The 13350-nt window shown below is 72.7% G+C and carries 14 protein-coding genes; 9 read left to right on the top strand and 5 right to left on the bottom strand.

Annotated elements, in window-relative coordinates; genetic code table 11:
* Positions 1–25 precede the first annotated feature (25 nt).
* Both pspAA and ABT095_RS16695 read right to left on the bottom strand, forming a co-directional pair.
* Positions 26–319: a PspA-associated protein PspAA gene (gene pspAA, locus ABT095_RS16700; RefSeq protein WP_350530137.1), complete on the bottom strand. Its 294-nt coding sequence runs from the start codon at positions 317–319 to the stop codon at positions 26–28.
* Positions 320–353: 34 nt separating this feature from the next.
* Positions 354–1136, bottom strand: a complete 783-nt coding sequence (locus tag ABT095_RS16695; protein WP_350530136.1) for a PspA/IM30 family protein — start codon at positions 1134–1136, stop codon at positions 354–356.
* Between the two features lie 282 nt (positions 1137–1418).
* Between ABT095_RS16695 and ABT095_RS16690 the strand changes: the two genes are divergently transcribed.
* Positions 1419–2018 carry a DUF3043 domain-containing protein gene (locus ABT095_RS16690; protein WP_502884891.1) on the top strand — a complete coding sequence of 200 codons (600 nt, stop codon included), beginning with the start codon at positions 1419–1421 and terminating at the stop codon, positions 2016–2018.
* Between the two features lie 194 nt (positions 2019–2212).
* The gene (locus ABT095_RS16685; protein WP_350530183.1) at positions 2213–2923 is read left to right on the top strand and encodes a methyltransferase domain-containing protein; all 711 of its coding nucleotides are present in this window, start codon (positions 2213–2215) and stop codon (positions 2921–2923) included.
* 21 nt (positions 2924–2944) lie between these two features.
* On the opposite strand, the gene ABT095_RS16680 is transcribed toward ABT095_RS16685, so the two are convergent.
* Positions 2945–3136 (bottom strand): hypothetical protein, encoded by a 192-nt coding sequence (locus ABT095_RS16680; protein WP_350530135.1) that lies wholly within the window; start codon positions 3134–3136, stop codon positions 2945–2947.
* 91 nt (positions 3137–3227) lie between these two features.
* Here ABT095_RS16680 and cobU point away from each other — a divergent pair, with 91 nt between their 5' ends.
* The 6 genes from cobU to sucB all read left to right on the top strand — a co-directional run bounded on the left by cobU (position 3228) and on the right by sucB (position 10978).
* On the top strand, positions 3228–3779 hold the full coding sequence (gene cobU / locus ABT095_RS16675) for a bifunctional adenosylcobinamide kinase/adenosylcobinamide-phosphate guanylyltransferase (RefSeq protein ID WP_350530134.1): 552 nt from the start codon (positions 3228–3230) through the stop codon (positions 3777–3779).
* Positions 3780–3790: 11 nt separating this feature from the next.
* Complete coding sequence (locus ABT095_RS16670; RefSeq protein ID WP_350530133.1) at positions 3791–4915, top strand: nicotinate-nucleotide--dimethylbenzimidazole phosphoribosyltransferase; 1125 nt, start codon at positions 3791–3793, stop codon at positions 4913–4915.
* Complete coding sequence (locus ABT095_RS16665; protein ID WP_502884893.1) at positions 4912–5670, top strand: adenosylcobinamide-GDP ribazoletransferase; 759 nt, start codon at positions 4912–4914, stop codon at positions 5668–5670. Before ABT095_RS16670 ends, ABT095_RS16665 begins: the two co-directional genes overlap by 4 nt.
* 197 nt (positions 5671–5867) lie before the next feature.
* On the top strand, positions 5868–7364 hold the full coding sequence (locus ABT095_RS16660; RefSeq protein ID WP_350530131.1) for a leucyl aminopeptidase: 1497 nt from the start codon (positions 5868–5870) through the stop codon (positions 7362–7364).
* Positions 7365–7776: 412 nt separating this feature from the next.
* On the top strand, positions 7777–9165 hold the full coding sequence (gene lpdA / locus ABT095_RS16655; protein WP_350530130.1) for a dihydrolipoyl dehydrogenase: 1389 nt from the start codon (positions 7777–7779) through the stop codon (positions 9163–9165).
* Between the two features lie 58 nt (positions 9166–9223).
* Positions 9224–10978: a 2-oxoglutarate dehydrogenase, E2 component, dihydrolipoamide succinyltransferase gene (gene sucB / locus ABT095_RS16650; RefSeq protein ID WP_350530129.1), complete on the top strand. Its 1755-nt coding sequence runs from the start codon at positions 9224–9226 to the stop codon at positions 10976–10978.
* Between the two features lie 65 nt (positions 10979–11043).
* On the opposite strand, the gene ABT095_RS16645 is transcribed toward sucB, so the two are convergent.
* Positions 11044–12087, bottom strand: coding sequence for a DNA polymerase III subunit beta family protein (locus ABT095_RS16645; protein WP_350530128.1), 1044 nt, complete (start codon positions 12085–12087; stop codon positions 11044–11046).
* Positions 12088–12220: 133 nt separating this feature from the next.
* On the opposite strand from ABT095_RS16645, the gene ABT095_RS16640 reads away from it, so the two are divergent.
* Positions 12221–12742 carry a DUF4240 domain-containing protein gene (locus tag ABT095_RS16640; protein WP_350530182.1) on the top strand — a complete coding sequence of 174 codons (522 nt, stop codon included), beginning with the start codon at positions 12221–12223 and terminating at the stop codon, positions 12740–12742.
* A gap of 97 nt (positions 12743–12839) precedes the next feature.
* Here the strand turns inward: ABT095_RS16640 and ABT095_RS16635 are convergent, their stop codons facing one another.
* Positions 12840–13322: a GNAT family N-acetyltransferase gene (locus ABT095_RS16635; RefSeq protein ID WP_350530127.1), complete on the bottom strand. Its 483-nt coding sequence runs from the start codon at positions 13320–13322 to the stop codon at positions 12840–12842.
* Between the last annotated feature and the right edge of the window lie 28 nt (positions 13323–13350).

Raw genomic sequence — 13350 nt, 5'->3', positions numbered from 1 at the left:
CCCGCCCTTCTTGTCGTGCGTAGGACTACTCCGCGAAGCCGGGGATGATTCCCTCGCCCTCGGACAGCAGCATCGCCTTGACCTGCTCGATCGTCGCATCAGCGTCGGGGAGGATCAGGTCGGACGGCTCCAGGGAGTCGTCCGGCAGCGGGGTGCCGTGCTCGCGCACGGCGTCCAGCAGCTTGCCGAGCGCGACCCGGAACTGCTCCTCGTCCCCCGACTCCAGTGCGGTGAGCAGCTCGTCGTCGAGCTGGTTGAGCCGGTTCAGGTGGTCGTCGCCGACCTGGAACTGCCCCTCACCCATGACCCGCATGATCATGCCGGTGTTTCTCCCAACCTAGCGCGAGCGATGGCTACTTGTTGTAGTTGATCTTGTTGCCCTCGGGCTTGCCCTGCTCGATCGCCTGCGGGGCGGCGGCCGGGCTGCCTCCGGTGAGCTCGGCCTTCATCCGGGCCAGCTCCAGCTCGACGTCGGACCCGCCGGCCACCCGCTCCAGCTCGGCCTCGATGTCGTCCTTGCGGCCGAGGCCGCTGTTGTCGTCGAGCGCGCCGGAGGCGAGGAGCTCGTCGATCGCGCCGGCCCGGGCCTGCATCTGGGCCGTCTTGTCCTCGGCCCGCTGGATGGCCAGGCCGACGTCGCCCATCTCCTCCGAGATGCCGGAGAAGGACTCCGCGATCCGGGTCTGCGCCTGGGCGGCGGTGTAGGTGGCCTTGATGGTCTCCTTCTTGGTGCGGAAGGCGTCCACCTTGGCCTGCAGGCGCTGGGAGGCGAGCGTGAGCTTCTCCTCCTCGGCCTGCAGCTGCTGGTACTGCGTCTCCAGGTCGGTGATCTGGGACTGCATGTTGGCCTTGCGCGTGAGCGCCTCGCGGGCCAGGTCCTCGCGGCCGAGCGAGAGCGCCTTGCGGCCCTGCTCCTCGTACTTCGCCGACTGCTGCTGCAGCTGCGTCAGCTGGAGCTCCAACCGCTTGCGGGAGGTGGCCACGTCGGCGACACCCCGGCGCACCTTCTGCAGCAGCTCCAGCTGCTTCTGGTACGAGTAGTCGAGCGTCTCGCGCGGGTCCTCCGCCCGGTCCAGGGCCTTGTTCGCCTTGGAGCGGAAGATCAGCCCCATACGCTTCATGATTCCGTCGCTCATGGGCCTCGGGTGCCCCCTTCTCGGGCCTGCGGTCGTCTCGTAGCTGACAGGGTGCAGTGTATGTGCAGCGAGTGGCTCGCCGCAGTGCACCTGCCTGCAACAAGAGTGCTACAACCTCGGGCCCGGTGGCATCGTCCCTGGGGTGGAGGAGACTCCGCCCCATGATCCACCGGAAGAAGGGCGACCCGTAGGGGACGCGCCGGGGCTCCCCGGATGCGATCGATACCGGTTCGGGTCCGACGGCACGGGAACATCGCACGAACCACCACGTACGCTGGGGGTGTGTTCCGACGCCGCTCAGATGATGCCTCCTCCTCCGCCACCGCGCTGGCCGAGCAGGACGAGAAGACCCTGCCCCGCGACCCGCAGGCCCGCAAGGGCCGCCCGACGCCCAAGCGCAGCGAGGCCGAGGCCAACCGCCGCAGCCGGGTGACGGTGCCCAAGGACCGCAAGGAGGCCGCCAAGCAGGCGCGGGAGCGCATGCGGGCCGAGCGCGAGAAGCAGCGCGTCGGCCTGATCGAGGGCGACGAGCGCCACCTGCCGGCCCGTGACAAGGGCCCGGTCCGCAAGTTCGCGCGTGACTACATCGACTCGCGCTGGTCGCTGGCCGAGTTCTTCCTGCCCTACGCCGTGCTCGTACTGATCCTCAGCGTGACCAGGGTGCAGTCGCTGCAGCTGCTCTCCACGCTGCTCTTCATGGTCTTCTTCGTCCTGGTGGTCGCGGACTTCTTCCGCCTGGGCCTCGGCCTGCGCCGCTCGCTGGCCAACCGCTTCCCCGGCCAGCACACCCGCGGCGCCGTCCCGTACGCGCTGATGCGCACCCTGCAGATGCGCCGACTGCGGCTGCCCAAGCCGCAGGTCAAGCGGGGCGAGCGGCCCTGACCACCGAGCCCGTACCGCCCTACCCCCCGGTGCCTCCGTACTCGTCCTGGGCCGTGCCGTCCGCGACGGGCTGGGCCCAGGGGATCGAGCCGTACGGGCTGCCCGGTCAGCCGGCCGGCGCGCACGACCGGCTGCCGGCCTTCCCGGCCCAGCCGGCCGGGGCGTGGCTGGACCGGCAGGGCGGGCTGCGGAACCTGGTGCGCCAGGAGCTGGTCGCCCGGCAGCTCGCCGAGCGGATCGGCACCCGGACCGGGCTGCGGGTGCTCGACGTCGGCTGCGGCCAGGGCACCCAGGCGCTGCGGCTGGCCCGCGCCGGCCACCTGGTGACCGGCCTCGACCCGGACTCGGTGACCCTCGGCGCCGCCCAGGCCGCGCTGGCGGCCGAGCCGGTGGAGGTCCGCGAGCGGGTCCGGCTGCTCAGCGGGGACGGGCACAGCTGCGGCCGCTGGTTCGGCCCGCGCAGCTTCGACCTGGTGCTCTGCCACGGCGTGCTGATGTACCTGTCCGACCCCGACCCGATGCTGGCCTCGCTGGCCCGGATGCTGGCCCCCGGCGGACTGCTCTCGCTCCTGGTGCGCAACGCCGACGCGCTCGCCATGCGGGCCGGGCTGACCGGCGACTGGCGCTCGGCACTGGCCGCCTTCGACTCCCCGCGCTACACCAACGGGCTCGGCCTGCCCGCCCGCGCCGACCGGCTGCTCGACCTGGCCGAGACGATGCGGGAGGTCTCGGTGCCGATGCGGCACTGGTACGGGGTCCGGGTCTTCACCGACACCACCCCCGACGCCGACGCCCCGGTGGACGGCCGGCAGCTCGCCCAGCTGATCGACGCCGAGGAGCGGGCCGGCCGGGAGGACCCGTACCGGCGGGTGGCCGCCCTGCTGCACGTCGTGGGCGAGAAGTAGCGGCCACCGCTCCGGGGCTCGTCAGCCCTCGTGCAGGCTCATCGAGTAGATGACACTGTCGTCCTCCAGGAGGACGGCCTTGTCGATGCCGCTGTCCAGGAGGCCGCGCCACTCCTCGCCGATCCAGGACTCGGCGTCACCCTGGTTCTGGTGCTCCTCGGACTGACCGGTCACGGTGCCGTCCGCCTTCTCGTACCGCCACGTCCACGCCATGCCGTGCTCCTCCCGCTCGTGCCGCTGGTGGTGCGAACAGTAGCCTGCCCACCCGCCCGGGCCCCATGCGCCGTCAGGCAGGATGTGCCCCATGCGCACTCTGATCCTCGGCGGCGCCCGGTCCGGCAAGTCCACCCGGGCCGAGCAGCTGCTGGCCGCCCACGAAGACGTCCTGTACGTGGCCACCAGCGGCACCCGGGACGGCGACCAGGACTGGGCGCACCGCGTGGACCTGCACCGACGCCGCCGCCCGGCGAGCTGGCGGACGGCCGAGACCTGCGACCTGGAGGCGGTGCTCGCCGACGGCGCCGACCCGGCCCCGGTGCTGATCGACTGTCTGGCGCTGTGGCTCACCGCGGTGATGGACGAGTGCGGCGCCTGGGCCCAGGACGGCTGGCACGGCGGCGCCGAGGAGGCCGTGCTCGCCCGCTGCCGCGCGCTGGCCGAGGCCTGGCGCCTGACGCGGCGCCAGGTGATCGCCGTCTCCAACGAAGTCGGCATGGGCGTCGTCCCGGCCACGGCGGCCGGGCGGCGCTTCCGCGACACCCTCGGCCGGCTCAACATGGACGTGGCCGAGGCCTCGGAGCGGGTGCTGCTCGTGGTGGCCGGGCAGGTGCTGACCGTCAAACCTCTTGGCGTGTAGCCTTCCGAGCGATGGACACCACCGTGGATCTCGATACCTTCTCCTCCCTCGTCGAGCGCCCTGACGAGAGCGCGCGCCGGGCCGCCGAGGAGCGCTGGCAGCAGCTGGACAAGCCGCGCGGCGGCCTCGGGCAGCTGGAGGAGCTGGGCGCCTGGCTCGCCTCCGTGCAGGGAGCGGCTCCGGTGCGGCCGCTGGGTGCCGCCAAGGTGGTGCTCTTCGCGGGCGACCACGGCGTCGCCTCGCTCGGCCTGTCCCGCGCGAGCGAGCCCGGGCGGACCGCCGAGCGGGTGCACGCGGTGCTCGAGGGCACCGCGCCGGTCGCCGTGCTGGCCAACCGCTACGGCGCCGAGGTGCGCGTGGTGGACCTCGCGGTGGACGCCCCCGAGAGCGAGTTCCCCGCCGAGGTGACCCGCTTCCGGGTCCGCCGGGGCTCCGGCCGGATCGACGTCGAGGACGCGCTCACCCCCGAGGAGGCCGTGCGCGCCTTCCGGGCCGGGATGGCCGTGGCCGACGAGGAGGCCGACGCCGGGACGGACCTGGTGGTGCTCGGCGACCTCGGGGTCGGCTCGACCACCCCCGCCGCCGTACTGATCGGCGCGCTCTGCGGCACCGACGCCGCGGCCGTCACCGGGCGCGGCTCGGGCATCGACGACCACACCTGGATGGTCAAGTGCTCCACCGTCCGCGACGCGCTGCGCCGGGCCCGCCCGGTGCTCGGTGACCAGATCGCGCTGCTCGGCGCCGTCGGCGGCGCGGACTTCGCCGCGATCACCGGCTTCCTGCTGCAGGCCGCCGCGCGCAAGCTGCCGGTGGTGCTGGACGGCGTGGTGTCGGCCGCCTGCGCCCTGGTCGCCCAGCGGGTGGCCTTCCGGGCACCCGAGTGGTGGCGTGCCGGGCAGATCTCCGGCGAGCCCGCCCAGGCCAAGGCCTTCGACCGCCTGACCCTCACCCCGCTGCAGAGCCTCGGGGTCGCGATGGGCGAGGGCGTGGGCGCGCTGCTCACCCTCCCGCTGCTGCAGGCCGCCTCGGACACGCTGGCCGAGCCCTCCGAAACCTTCACCGTGACCAAGGTGGCCCGCGCTCCGAAGGAGCCGCCGCGCCTGCCGACCGCCGCGGAGCTGCTCGGCCGGGTCTGAGCCCCGTGCTGGACGGACTGCGCTTCTCCTTCGGCACGCTCTCGGTGCTACGGGTGCGGGTCGACCGCTGGGACCGGGAGACGGCGGGGCGGGCGATGCTCGCCGCTCCGCTGGTCGCGCTGGTGCTCGGCGCGCTCGCCGCCGGGGCCGGGGCGCTGGTGGCCTGGCGCGGCAACAGCCTGCTCGCGGGCACCGCCTCGGTGGCCGTGCTCGCCGCGCTGACCCGCGGACTGCACCTGGACGGCCTGGCCGACGTCGCGGACGGACTCGGCAGCGGCAAGCCGGCCGAGGACGCGCTGCGGATCATGAAGCAGTCGGACATCGGCCCGTTCGGCGTGCTCACCCTGGTGCTCGCCCTGCTGGCCCAGGTGGCCGCACTGGCCGCGCAGTTCGCCCACTCCCCCGCCCGGGGGGCGCTCGCCGTACTCACCGCGGCGCTGGCCGCCCGCTGCGCGCTGGCCTGGGGCTGCCTGCGCTCGGTGCCGGCCGCCCGGCCGGGCGGCCTGGGCGCGATGGTCGCGGGCACCGTACCGGCCGGTGGCGCACTGACGGTCACCGCCCTGTCGGCCCTCGCGGTCGGGTTCGGGCCCGGCGGCTGGCACCGGCCGCTCGCCCTGGCCGTCGGGGTGGGCGCGGCCTGGCTGCTGCTGCGCCGCTGCGTCCGACGTCTCGATGGCATCACGGGTGACGTGCTCGGCGCCATGGCGGAAACCGCCGCCACCGCCACTCTGGTCAGCCTGTCGATCAGCGGTTAGCTTCATCATCTGACGAATTGACGCGGCGTCAGCGATCCGTGTCCGTTCACCGCCCGTACCGTTGCCTGAAGTGACCAGAAGCCGGTGACCGCTTGGCGTCGGCATCATCCCAACATGCGGACTACCATGCGGGGAGCATCTCGTAGCCCTGCGCCCGCCGCCGGGCGTGGACCGCGAAAAGAACAGGACGCATTGACGTGACTGTACTGTCTGTGAGCACCTCCGCCGCTGCCGCGCAGCGGGTGGACGCGCTGGTGATCGGCACCGCCAAGGGCCCCAAGGGCCTGGTGCTGGCCAAGGGCGCCGAGGCCGTGGCCGAGGCGTTCGAGGGCAAGCTCGCCGAGCTCCTCACCACCCTGGGTGCCTCCGGCGCCGAGGGCGAGGCCGTCAAGCTGCCCGCCGCCGCCGGTCTGAAGGCCGGCCTGGTGCTGGCGGTCGGCCTGGGCGAGGCCGCCGAGGAGGGCTACCCGGCCGAGTCGCTGCGTCGCGCCGCCGGTGTCGCCGCCCGCGCGCTCTCCGGTGCCAAGAAGGCCTCGCTGCTCCTGCCGGCCGCCTCGGCCGAAGAGTTCGAGGCCGTCGCGCTCGGCGCGCTGCTCGGTGCCTACGAGTACACCGCGTACAAGGGCGACGCCGGCAAGGGCCCGGTCGGCGACCTGGTGCTGCTGACGGACCGCAAGGGCAGCAAGGAGGCCAAGGCGGCCGCCGAGCGCGCCACCGCGCTGGGCGAGGAGATCAACCGCGCCCGCGACCTGATCAACGCCGCCCCGAACGACCTGAACCCGAAGGCCTTCGCCGCCATCGCGCAGGCCGCGGGCAAGGAGCACGGCTTCAAGGTCGAGGTCTGGGACGAGAAGGCGCTCACCAAGGGCGGCTTCGGCGGCATCCTGGGCGTCGGCAACGGCTCGGAGAACCCGCCCCGCCTGGTGAAGGTGGCCTACACCCACCCGAAGGCCAAGCAGACCATCGCGCTGGTCGGCAAGGGCATCACCTACGACTCGGGCGGCATCTCGCTGAAGCCGGCCGGCCACAACGAGACCATGAAGTGCGACATGTCCGGCGCCGCCGCCGTGTTCGCCACCGTCGTGGCCGCCAAGCGCCTGGGCCTGCAGGTCAACATCACCACCTGGCTCGCCCTCGCGGAGAACATGCCCTCGGGCAGCGCCACCCGCCCGGGTGACGTGCTGAAGATGTACGGCGGCAAGACCGTCGAGTGCCTCAACACCGACGCCGAGGGCCGCCTGGTGCTGGCCGACGCGATCGTGCGGGCCGGCGAGGAGAACCCGGACGTCATCATCGACGTCGCCACCCTGACCGGTGCCATGGTCTTCGCGCTGGGCAACCGCACCTTCGGTGTGATGGCCAACAACGACGAGCTGCGCACCCGCCTGCACGGCACCGCCGAGGCGGTCGGCGAGGCCTCCTGGCCGATGCCGCTCCCGGCCGACATGCGCAAGGGCCTGACCGAGTCGAGCATCGCCGACATGGCCAACATGGGCGAGCGGATGGGCGGCGGCCTGGTGGCCGGCGTCTTCCTGCAGGAGTTCGTCGCCGAGGGCACCGACTGGGCGCACCTCGACATCGCCGGCCCGGCCTTCCACGAGGGCGCGGCCTACGGCTACACCCCCAAGGGCGGCACCGGCTCCGCGATCCGCACCCTGGTCCGCTTCGCGGAGGACACCGCCGCGGGCGCCTGACCGCGCGGCAGTACGTCACGGAAGGCCCGGTGCGCACCGCAGCACCGGGCCTTCCGGCATCCCCGGACGAAGTTACCAATCGGTAATCTGACCGGCCTTGCGCAGCCGCCCTGTTCGCCCCGGGCGAAACTTTGTTCCGTACGGTGGAACTCGGCCGGGACCAGCCGCCCGCCCGCCGCCGCGAAGGCCCGGGCTGTACGGCTGTGACCTGCGGCGATACCCTGACGCGCAGGCCGAACGGCCCCCTGTCCCACCCCTTGGGCACCCCCGGGGGGTGGACCCGGACATCAGCCGCCGTGAACAAGTGCGAAGATGTATTTCCGGCATGACTGGGCGCCTTACAAGGCACCCCGCACCGACCGGACCGCGACCGGCCCGGCGATCCGCACCTCATTTGCATGGAGGACGTGACGTGGCGAACGACGCCAGCACCGTTTTCGACGTAGTCATTCTCGGAGGCGGAAGCGGCGGTTACGCCGCGGCGCTCCGCGCCGCTCAGCTGGGTCTGAGCGTCGCCCTGATCGAGAAGGGCGAGCTGGGCGGTACCTGCCTCCACCGTGGCTGCATCCCCACCAAGGCTCTGCTGCACGCGGCCGAGATCGCCGACGAGACCCGTGAGGCCTCGGAGTTCGGTGTCCTCGCGACCTTCCAGGGCATCGACATCAACGGCGTCCACAAGTACAAGGACGACGTCATCTCGGGCCTGTACAAGGGCCTCCAGGGCCTGGTGGCCTCCCGCAAGGTCCACTACATCCAGGGCGAGGGCAAGCTCTCCTCGCAGACCTCGGTGGACGTGAACGGCCAGCGCATCGAGGGCCGCCACATCGTCCTCGCCACCGGCTCCGTGCCGAAGTCGCTGCCGGGTCTGACCATCGACGGTGACCGCGTGATCTCCTCGGACCACGCCCTCAAGCTCGACCGCATCCCGAAGTCCGCCGTCATCCTCGGCGGCGGCGTGATCGGCGTCGAGTTCGCCTCGGTCTGGAAGTCCTTCGGCGTGGACGTCACCATCGTCGAGGCCCTGCCGCACCTGGCCCCGCTGGAGGACGAGAACTCCTCCAAGCTGCTGGAGCGCGCCTTCCGCAAGCGCGGCATCAAGTTCGAGCTCAAGGCCCGCTTCTCCGGCGTCGAGTACACCGCCGACGGTGTCCGCGTCTCCACCGAGAACGGCAAGCAGATCGACGCCGACCTGCTGCTCGTCGCCATCGGCCGCGGCCCGGTCTCGGCCGGCCTGGGCTACGAGGAGAACGGTGTCGCGATGGACCGCGGCTACGTCCTCGTCGACGAGTACATGCGCACCAACGTGCCCACCATCTCGGCCGTCGGTGACCTCGTCCCGACCCTGCAGCTGGCCCACGTCGGCTTCGCCGAGGGCATCCTGGTCGCCGAGCGCATCGCGGGCCTCAAGGCCGTGCCGATCGACTACGACGGCGTCCCGCGCGTGACCTACTGCAACCCCGAGGTCGCCTCCGTCGGCATCACCGAGGCCAAGGCCGTCGAGCTGTACGGCAAGGACAAGGTCGTCACCCTCAAGTACAACCTCGCGGGCAACGGCAAGAGCAAGATCCTCAAGACCGCCGGCGAGATCAAGCTCGTCCAGGTCAAGGACGGCGCCGTGGTCGGCGTCCACATGGTCGGCGCGCGCATGGGCGAGCAGGTCGGCGAAGCCCAGCTCATCTACAACTGGGAGGCGCTGCCCGCCGAGGTCGCGCAGCTCATCCACGCCCACCCCTCGCAGTCCGAGGCCCTGGGCGAGGCGCACCTGGCGCTGGCCGGCAAGCCGCTGCACGCGCACGACTGATCGCGCCCCACACCCTTTCCATTCCTGAACGAGAGACTTGATAGGAGTCGCTGAAACCATGGCGGTCTCAGTAACACTGCCCGCACTGGGCGAGAGCGTTTCCGAGGGCACGGTCACCCGTTGGCTCAAGGCCGAGGGCGAGCGCGTCGAGGCCGACGAGCCGCTGCTCGAGGTCTCGACCGACAAGGTCGACACCGAGATTCCGGCGCCGGTCTCCGGCATCCTGGCCGCGATCAAGGTCGGCGAGGACGAGACGGTCGAGGTCGGCGCCGAGCTGGCCATCATCGACGACGGCTCCGGTGCTCCGGTCGCCGCCGCCGCTCCGGCCGCCGTCGAGGCCCCGGCCGCTCCGGCCCCCGTGGCCGAGGCGCCCGCCGCCCCGGCCGCGCCCGCTGCTCCGGCCGCCCCGGCTGCCGCTGTTCCGGCCGCTCCCGCCGCTTCCGCCGCGGACGCCACCCCGGTCGTGCTGCCCGCGCTGGGCGAGAGCGTCGCCGAGGGCACCATCACCCGCTGGCTCAAGGCCGAGGGTGACACCGTCGAGGTCGACGAGCCGCTGCTCGAGGTCTCCACGGACAAGGTCGACACCGAGATTCCGTCGCCGGTCGCCGGTGTCCTGGTGAAGATCCTGGTCGGCGAGGACGAGACCGCCGAGGTCGGCGCCCAGCTCGCGCTGATCGGCGCCGCCGGTGCCGCTGCCCCGGCTGCCGCTCCGGCCGCCCCGGCCCCGGTCGCCGCCCCGGCGCCCGCGCCGGTGGTCGAGGCTCCGGCCGCTCCGGCTCCGGTCGCCGCGCCGGCCCCCGTGGCCGCCCCGGTCGCCGCTCCGGCTCCGATTGCCGCGCCGGCTCCGATTGCCGCCCCGGTCGCTGCCCCGGCTGCCGCCGGTGACGCCTCCGACGCGTACGTCACCCCGCTGGTCCGCAAGCTCGCGGCCGAGCAGGGTGTGGCGCTCTCCGCCGTCACCGGCACCGGTGTCGGCGGCCGCATCCGCAAGCAGGACGTGCTCGCGGCTGCCGAGGCCGCCAAGGCCGTGGCCGCCGCTCCGGCCGCCGCCGCTGCCCCGAAGGCCGCGGCCCCCGCCGCCGCCCCGTCGCAGCTGCGTGGCCAGACGGTCAAGCTGACCCGCATGCGCAAGGTCATCGCGGACAACATGCTGAAGTCGATCCAGACCTCGGCCCAGCTGACCACCGTCGTCGAGGTGGACGTCACCAACGTGATGCGCCTGCGCGAGAAGGCCAAGGCCGGCTTCCTCGCCCGCGAGGGCGTCAAGCTCTCGCCGATGCCGTTCTTCGTCAAGGCCGCGACCGAGGCCCTCAAGGTGCACGCGGTCGTCAACTCGCGCCTCAACGAGGACGACACCATCACCTACTTCGACGCCGAGCACGTGGGCATCGCGGTGGACACCGAGCGTGGCCTGATGGTGCCGGTCATCCACGACGCGGGTGACCTCAACATCGCGGGCATCGCCAAGAAGACCGCCGACCTCGCCGCCCGCACCCGCGACAGCAAGGTCAAGCCGGACGAGCTGGGTGGTGGCACCTTCACCATCACCAACACCGGCTCGCGCGGCGCGCTCTTCGACACGCCGATCATCAACATGCCGCAGTCGGCGATCCTCGGCATCGGCGCGACCGTCAAGCGCCCCGTCGTGGTCACCACGCCGGAGCTTGGCCAGACCATCGCCATCCGCGACATGGTCTACCTCGCCCTGTCGTACGACCACCGGATTGTGGACGGCGCCGACGCCGCCCGCTTCCTGGGCACCATCAAGGCCCGCCTCGAAGAGGGCGCCTTCGAGGGTGACCTCGGCCTCTGAGGCTGACAGGTAGCACGGAGCCCCCGCCCGGTCGCGAGACCAGGCGGGGGCTTCGGCGTTGTCGGCTAGGACGTGAGCGCGACCGGCATCAAAGCCGACCAGGTGTCGGGGCGGGAGGGGAAGCGGATCGCCAACGGGGTGATCGGGCCGCCGAGTTCGAGCACCAGCTGGGCGTCGGGGCCGGCCTCGGCGGCCTCGATCAGGAACTCGCGGTTCACGCCGACCCGCAGGGTGCCGTCCGGCGCCCCGTTCTCGACGACGGTGAGCCCGCCGGCCCCGTCCAGACTGAGCACCGAGACCTCGTACGCCACCCCGTCCGTGGCCCGCGTCCCGGAGTGGCTGGCGCCCGTCCGCAGGGCCTCCCGCAGGGTGCCGGCGGCCAGGCTGACGCTGTGCTGCGGCTGCAGGCGCAGGATCGAGCGGTAGTCGGGGAAGTCGAAGTCGATCCGCTCGCCGCCGATCTGGCTGCGGCCGACGGTGGCGGTGAGCAGCTGCCCGTCGAGCTCCAGCTCGACCGTGCCGGCGGTGAGCAGCGGCCGCAGCGCGTCCATGAAGGCGAGCGGGGCCAGCACCCGGACGGCGGGGCCGTCCTGTGCGGAGACCGGGGCCTGCGAGAGCGCCATCCGGTGGCGGTCGGAGGCGACCAGCCGGAGCACCTCGCCCTCGGTCTCGAGCAGGACGCCCGCCAGCTCCTCGGTGGCGGCGGCGGCGAAGCGGACGGAGTCCAGGGCGGCGGCCAGCTCGGTGGCGGGGACGGTCAGTCGGGTCGGGCGCATCGGGTTCTCCCAGTGGTCGATCAGCGTACGGACCGTGGAGAGCTCGGCGCGGGCGTCGGCGAGGCCGTCCTCCAGCCGCCGCAGGTGGGTGTCCAGCACCCGGTGGGCCTGCGGCGGCGGAGCGGTGAGCACCACGGCGATCTCCGCCAGCGGCAGCCCCACCCGGCGAAGCCGGGCGATCAGCCGGGCGGCCGGCAGCTGCTCCTCGGCGTACCAGCGGTACCCCGTGCGGTCGTCCACCCGGGCGGGCCCGAAGACCCCGGCCCCGTCGTAGAACCGCAGCGCGCTCACGCTGAGCCCGCTGGCCCTGGCCATCTCCCCGATACTGCGCATCCCGCTCTCCACGCCCCCGACTCTGTGGCCTCGACCTGGTCGAGGGTCAACAGTCCATCAGGAGGACGCGGCAGCGCCAATGGAGGCGTCAACACATGCGTTCGGGGTGGGGAACGGCGATGCTGGAGCGGTGATGTACGAGACGGACTTCTGGCAGCTCATCGACGACAGCCGGGCGGCGGCGGACGGCGACCCGGACGAGCAGGCCGACGCCTTGGTGGAGCGGCTGACGCAACTGACGCCGGACGACGTGATCGACTTCGCCCGGCTCTTCGAGGCCCGCTTCCAGCGTGCCTACCGCACGGAGCTGTGGGGCGCGGCCCATCTGCTCCTCGACGGCGCCTCGGAGGACACCTTCGACTTCTTCCGCTGCTGGCTGATCGGCCAGGGCCGCGAGGTCTTCGAGGGCGGCCTGCACCACCCCGACGACCTGGCCGACCTGCTCTCCGACTTCGACGAGGAGGAGGACGGCGAGGCTGAGGATCTCGGCTACGCGGCGGACGAAGCCCACGAACAGCTGACCGGCCTGCCCCTGCCCGAGCTGGACGTCCGCCAGCCGGCCGCTCCCGAGGGCGACCCGATCGACTTCGACGACCCGGCGGTGATGGCCGAGCACTACCCGAAGCTCTGGGAGAGATACGGCCGGGCTGTATGAGGCAGAAGCCAGGGGCGCGGGGAACCGCGCGAAGCGGGAGGCCGCGAGCCGATGCCCTCCGCACTCGCGCAGTTCCTCGCGCCCCTGGTGGTTGACGTCAGCCAACCAGGCGGCGGCTCATCCAGACGTCGTCGACATAAGCGCCGTTGATCCAGAACTCCTCCGGCGAGACGCCGTCGACCTGGAAGCCACAGCGGCCGTACAGCCGCCGGGCCGGGGCGTTGTGCGCGAGCACACGGAGCGTCATGCGCCGGGCGCCCGCCTCGCGGGCGGCGTTGCAGGCGGCTTCGACCAGAGCCTGGCCGACGCCTCGGCCGCGGGCGTCCGGGGAGACGGCGAGGCCGCGGATCTGGCGGATGTGCTGGTTGCTGGCCAGCGGGGTGGGCGGGCCCTGGCGGATGTAGCCGAGCAGGAGACCGTCGGCCTCGGCGACCAGGAACTCCTCGGGCGGGCACCGCTCGCCGAAGAACTCGGCGCCCTCGGCCGGCTGCGGGACGACGTCGCTGAGGTAGGACCAGGCTGCCCGGTCGATCCGGGCCAGTACGGGCTCGTCCTCGGCCCGCGCAACACGTATCTGCATGCGGAGCACTCTACGGCGGCCGGCTGCT

Source organism: Kitasatospora sp. NPDC002227 (assembly GCF_040296285.1).
Lineage (GTDB): Bacteria > Actinomycetota > Actinomycetes > Streptomycetales > Streptomycetaceae > Kitasatospora.
The sequence above is the reverse complement of the archived record's forward strand: the minus strand, read 5'-3'. Positions and strand labels throughout refer to the sequence as shown.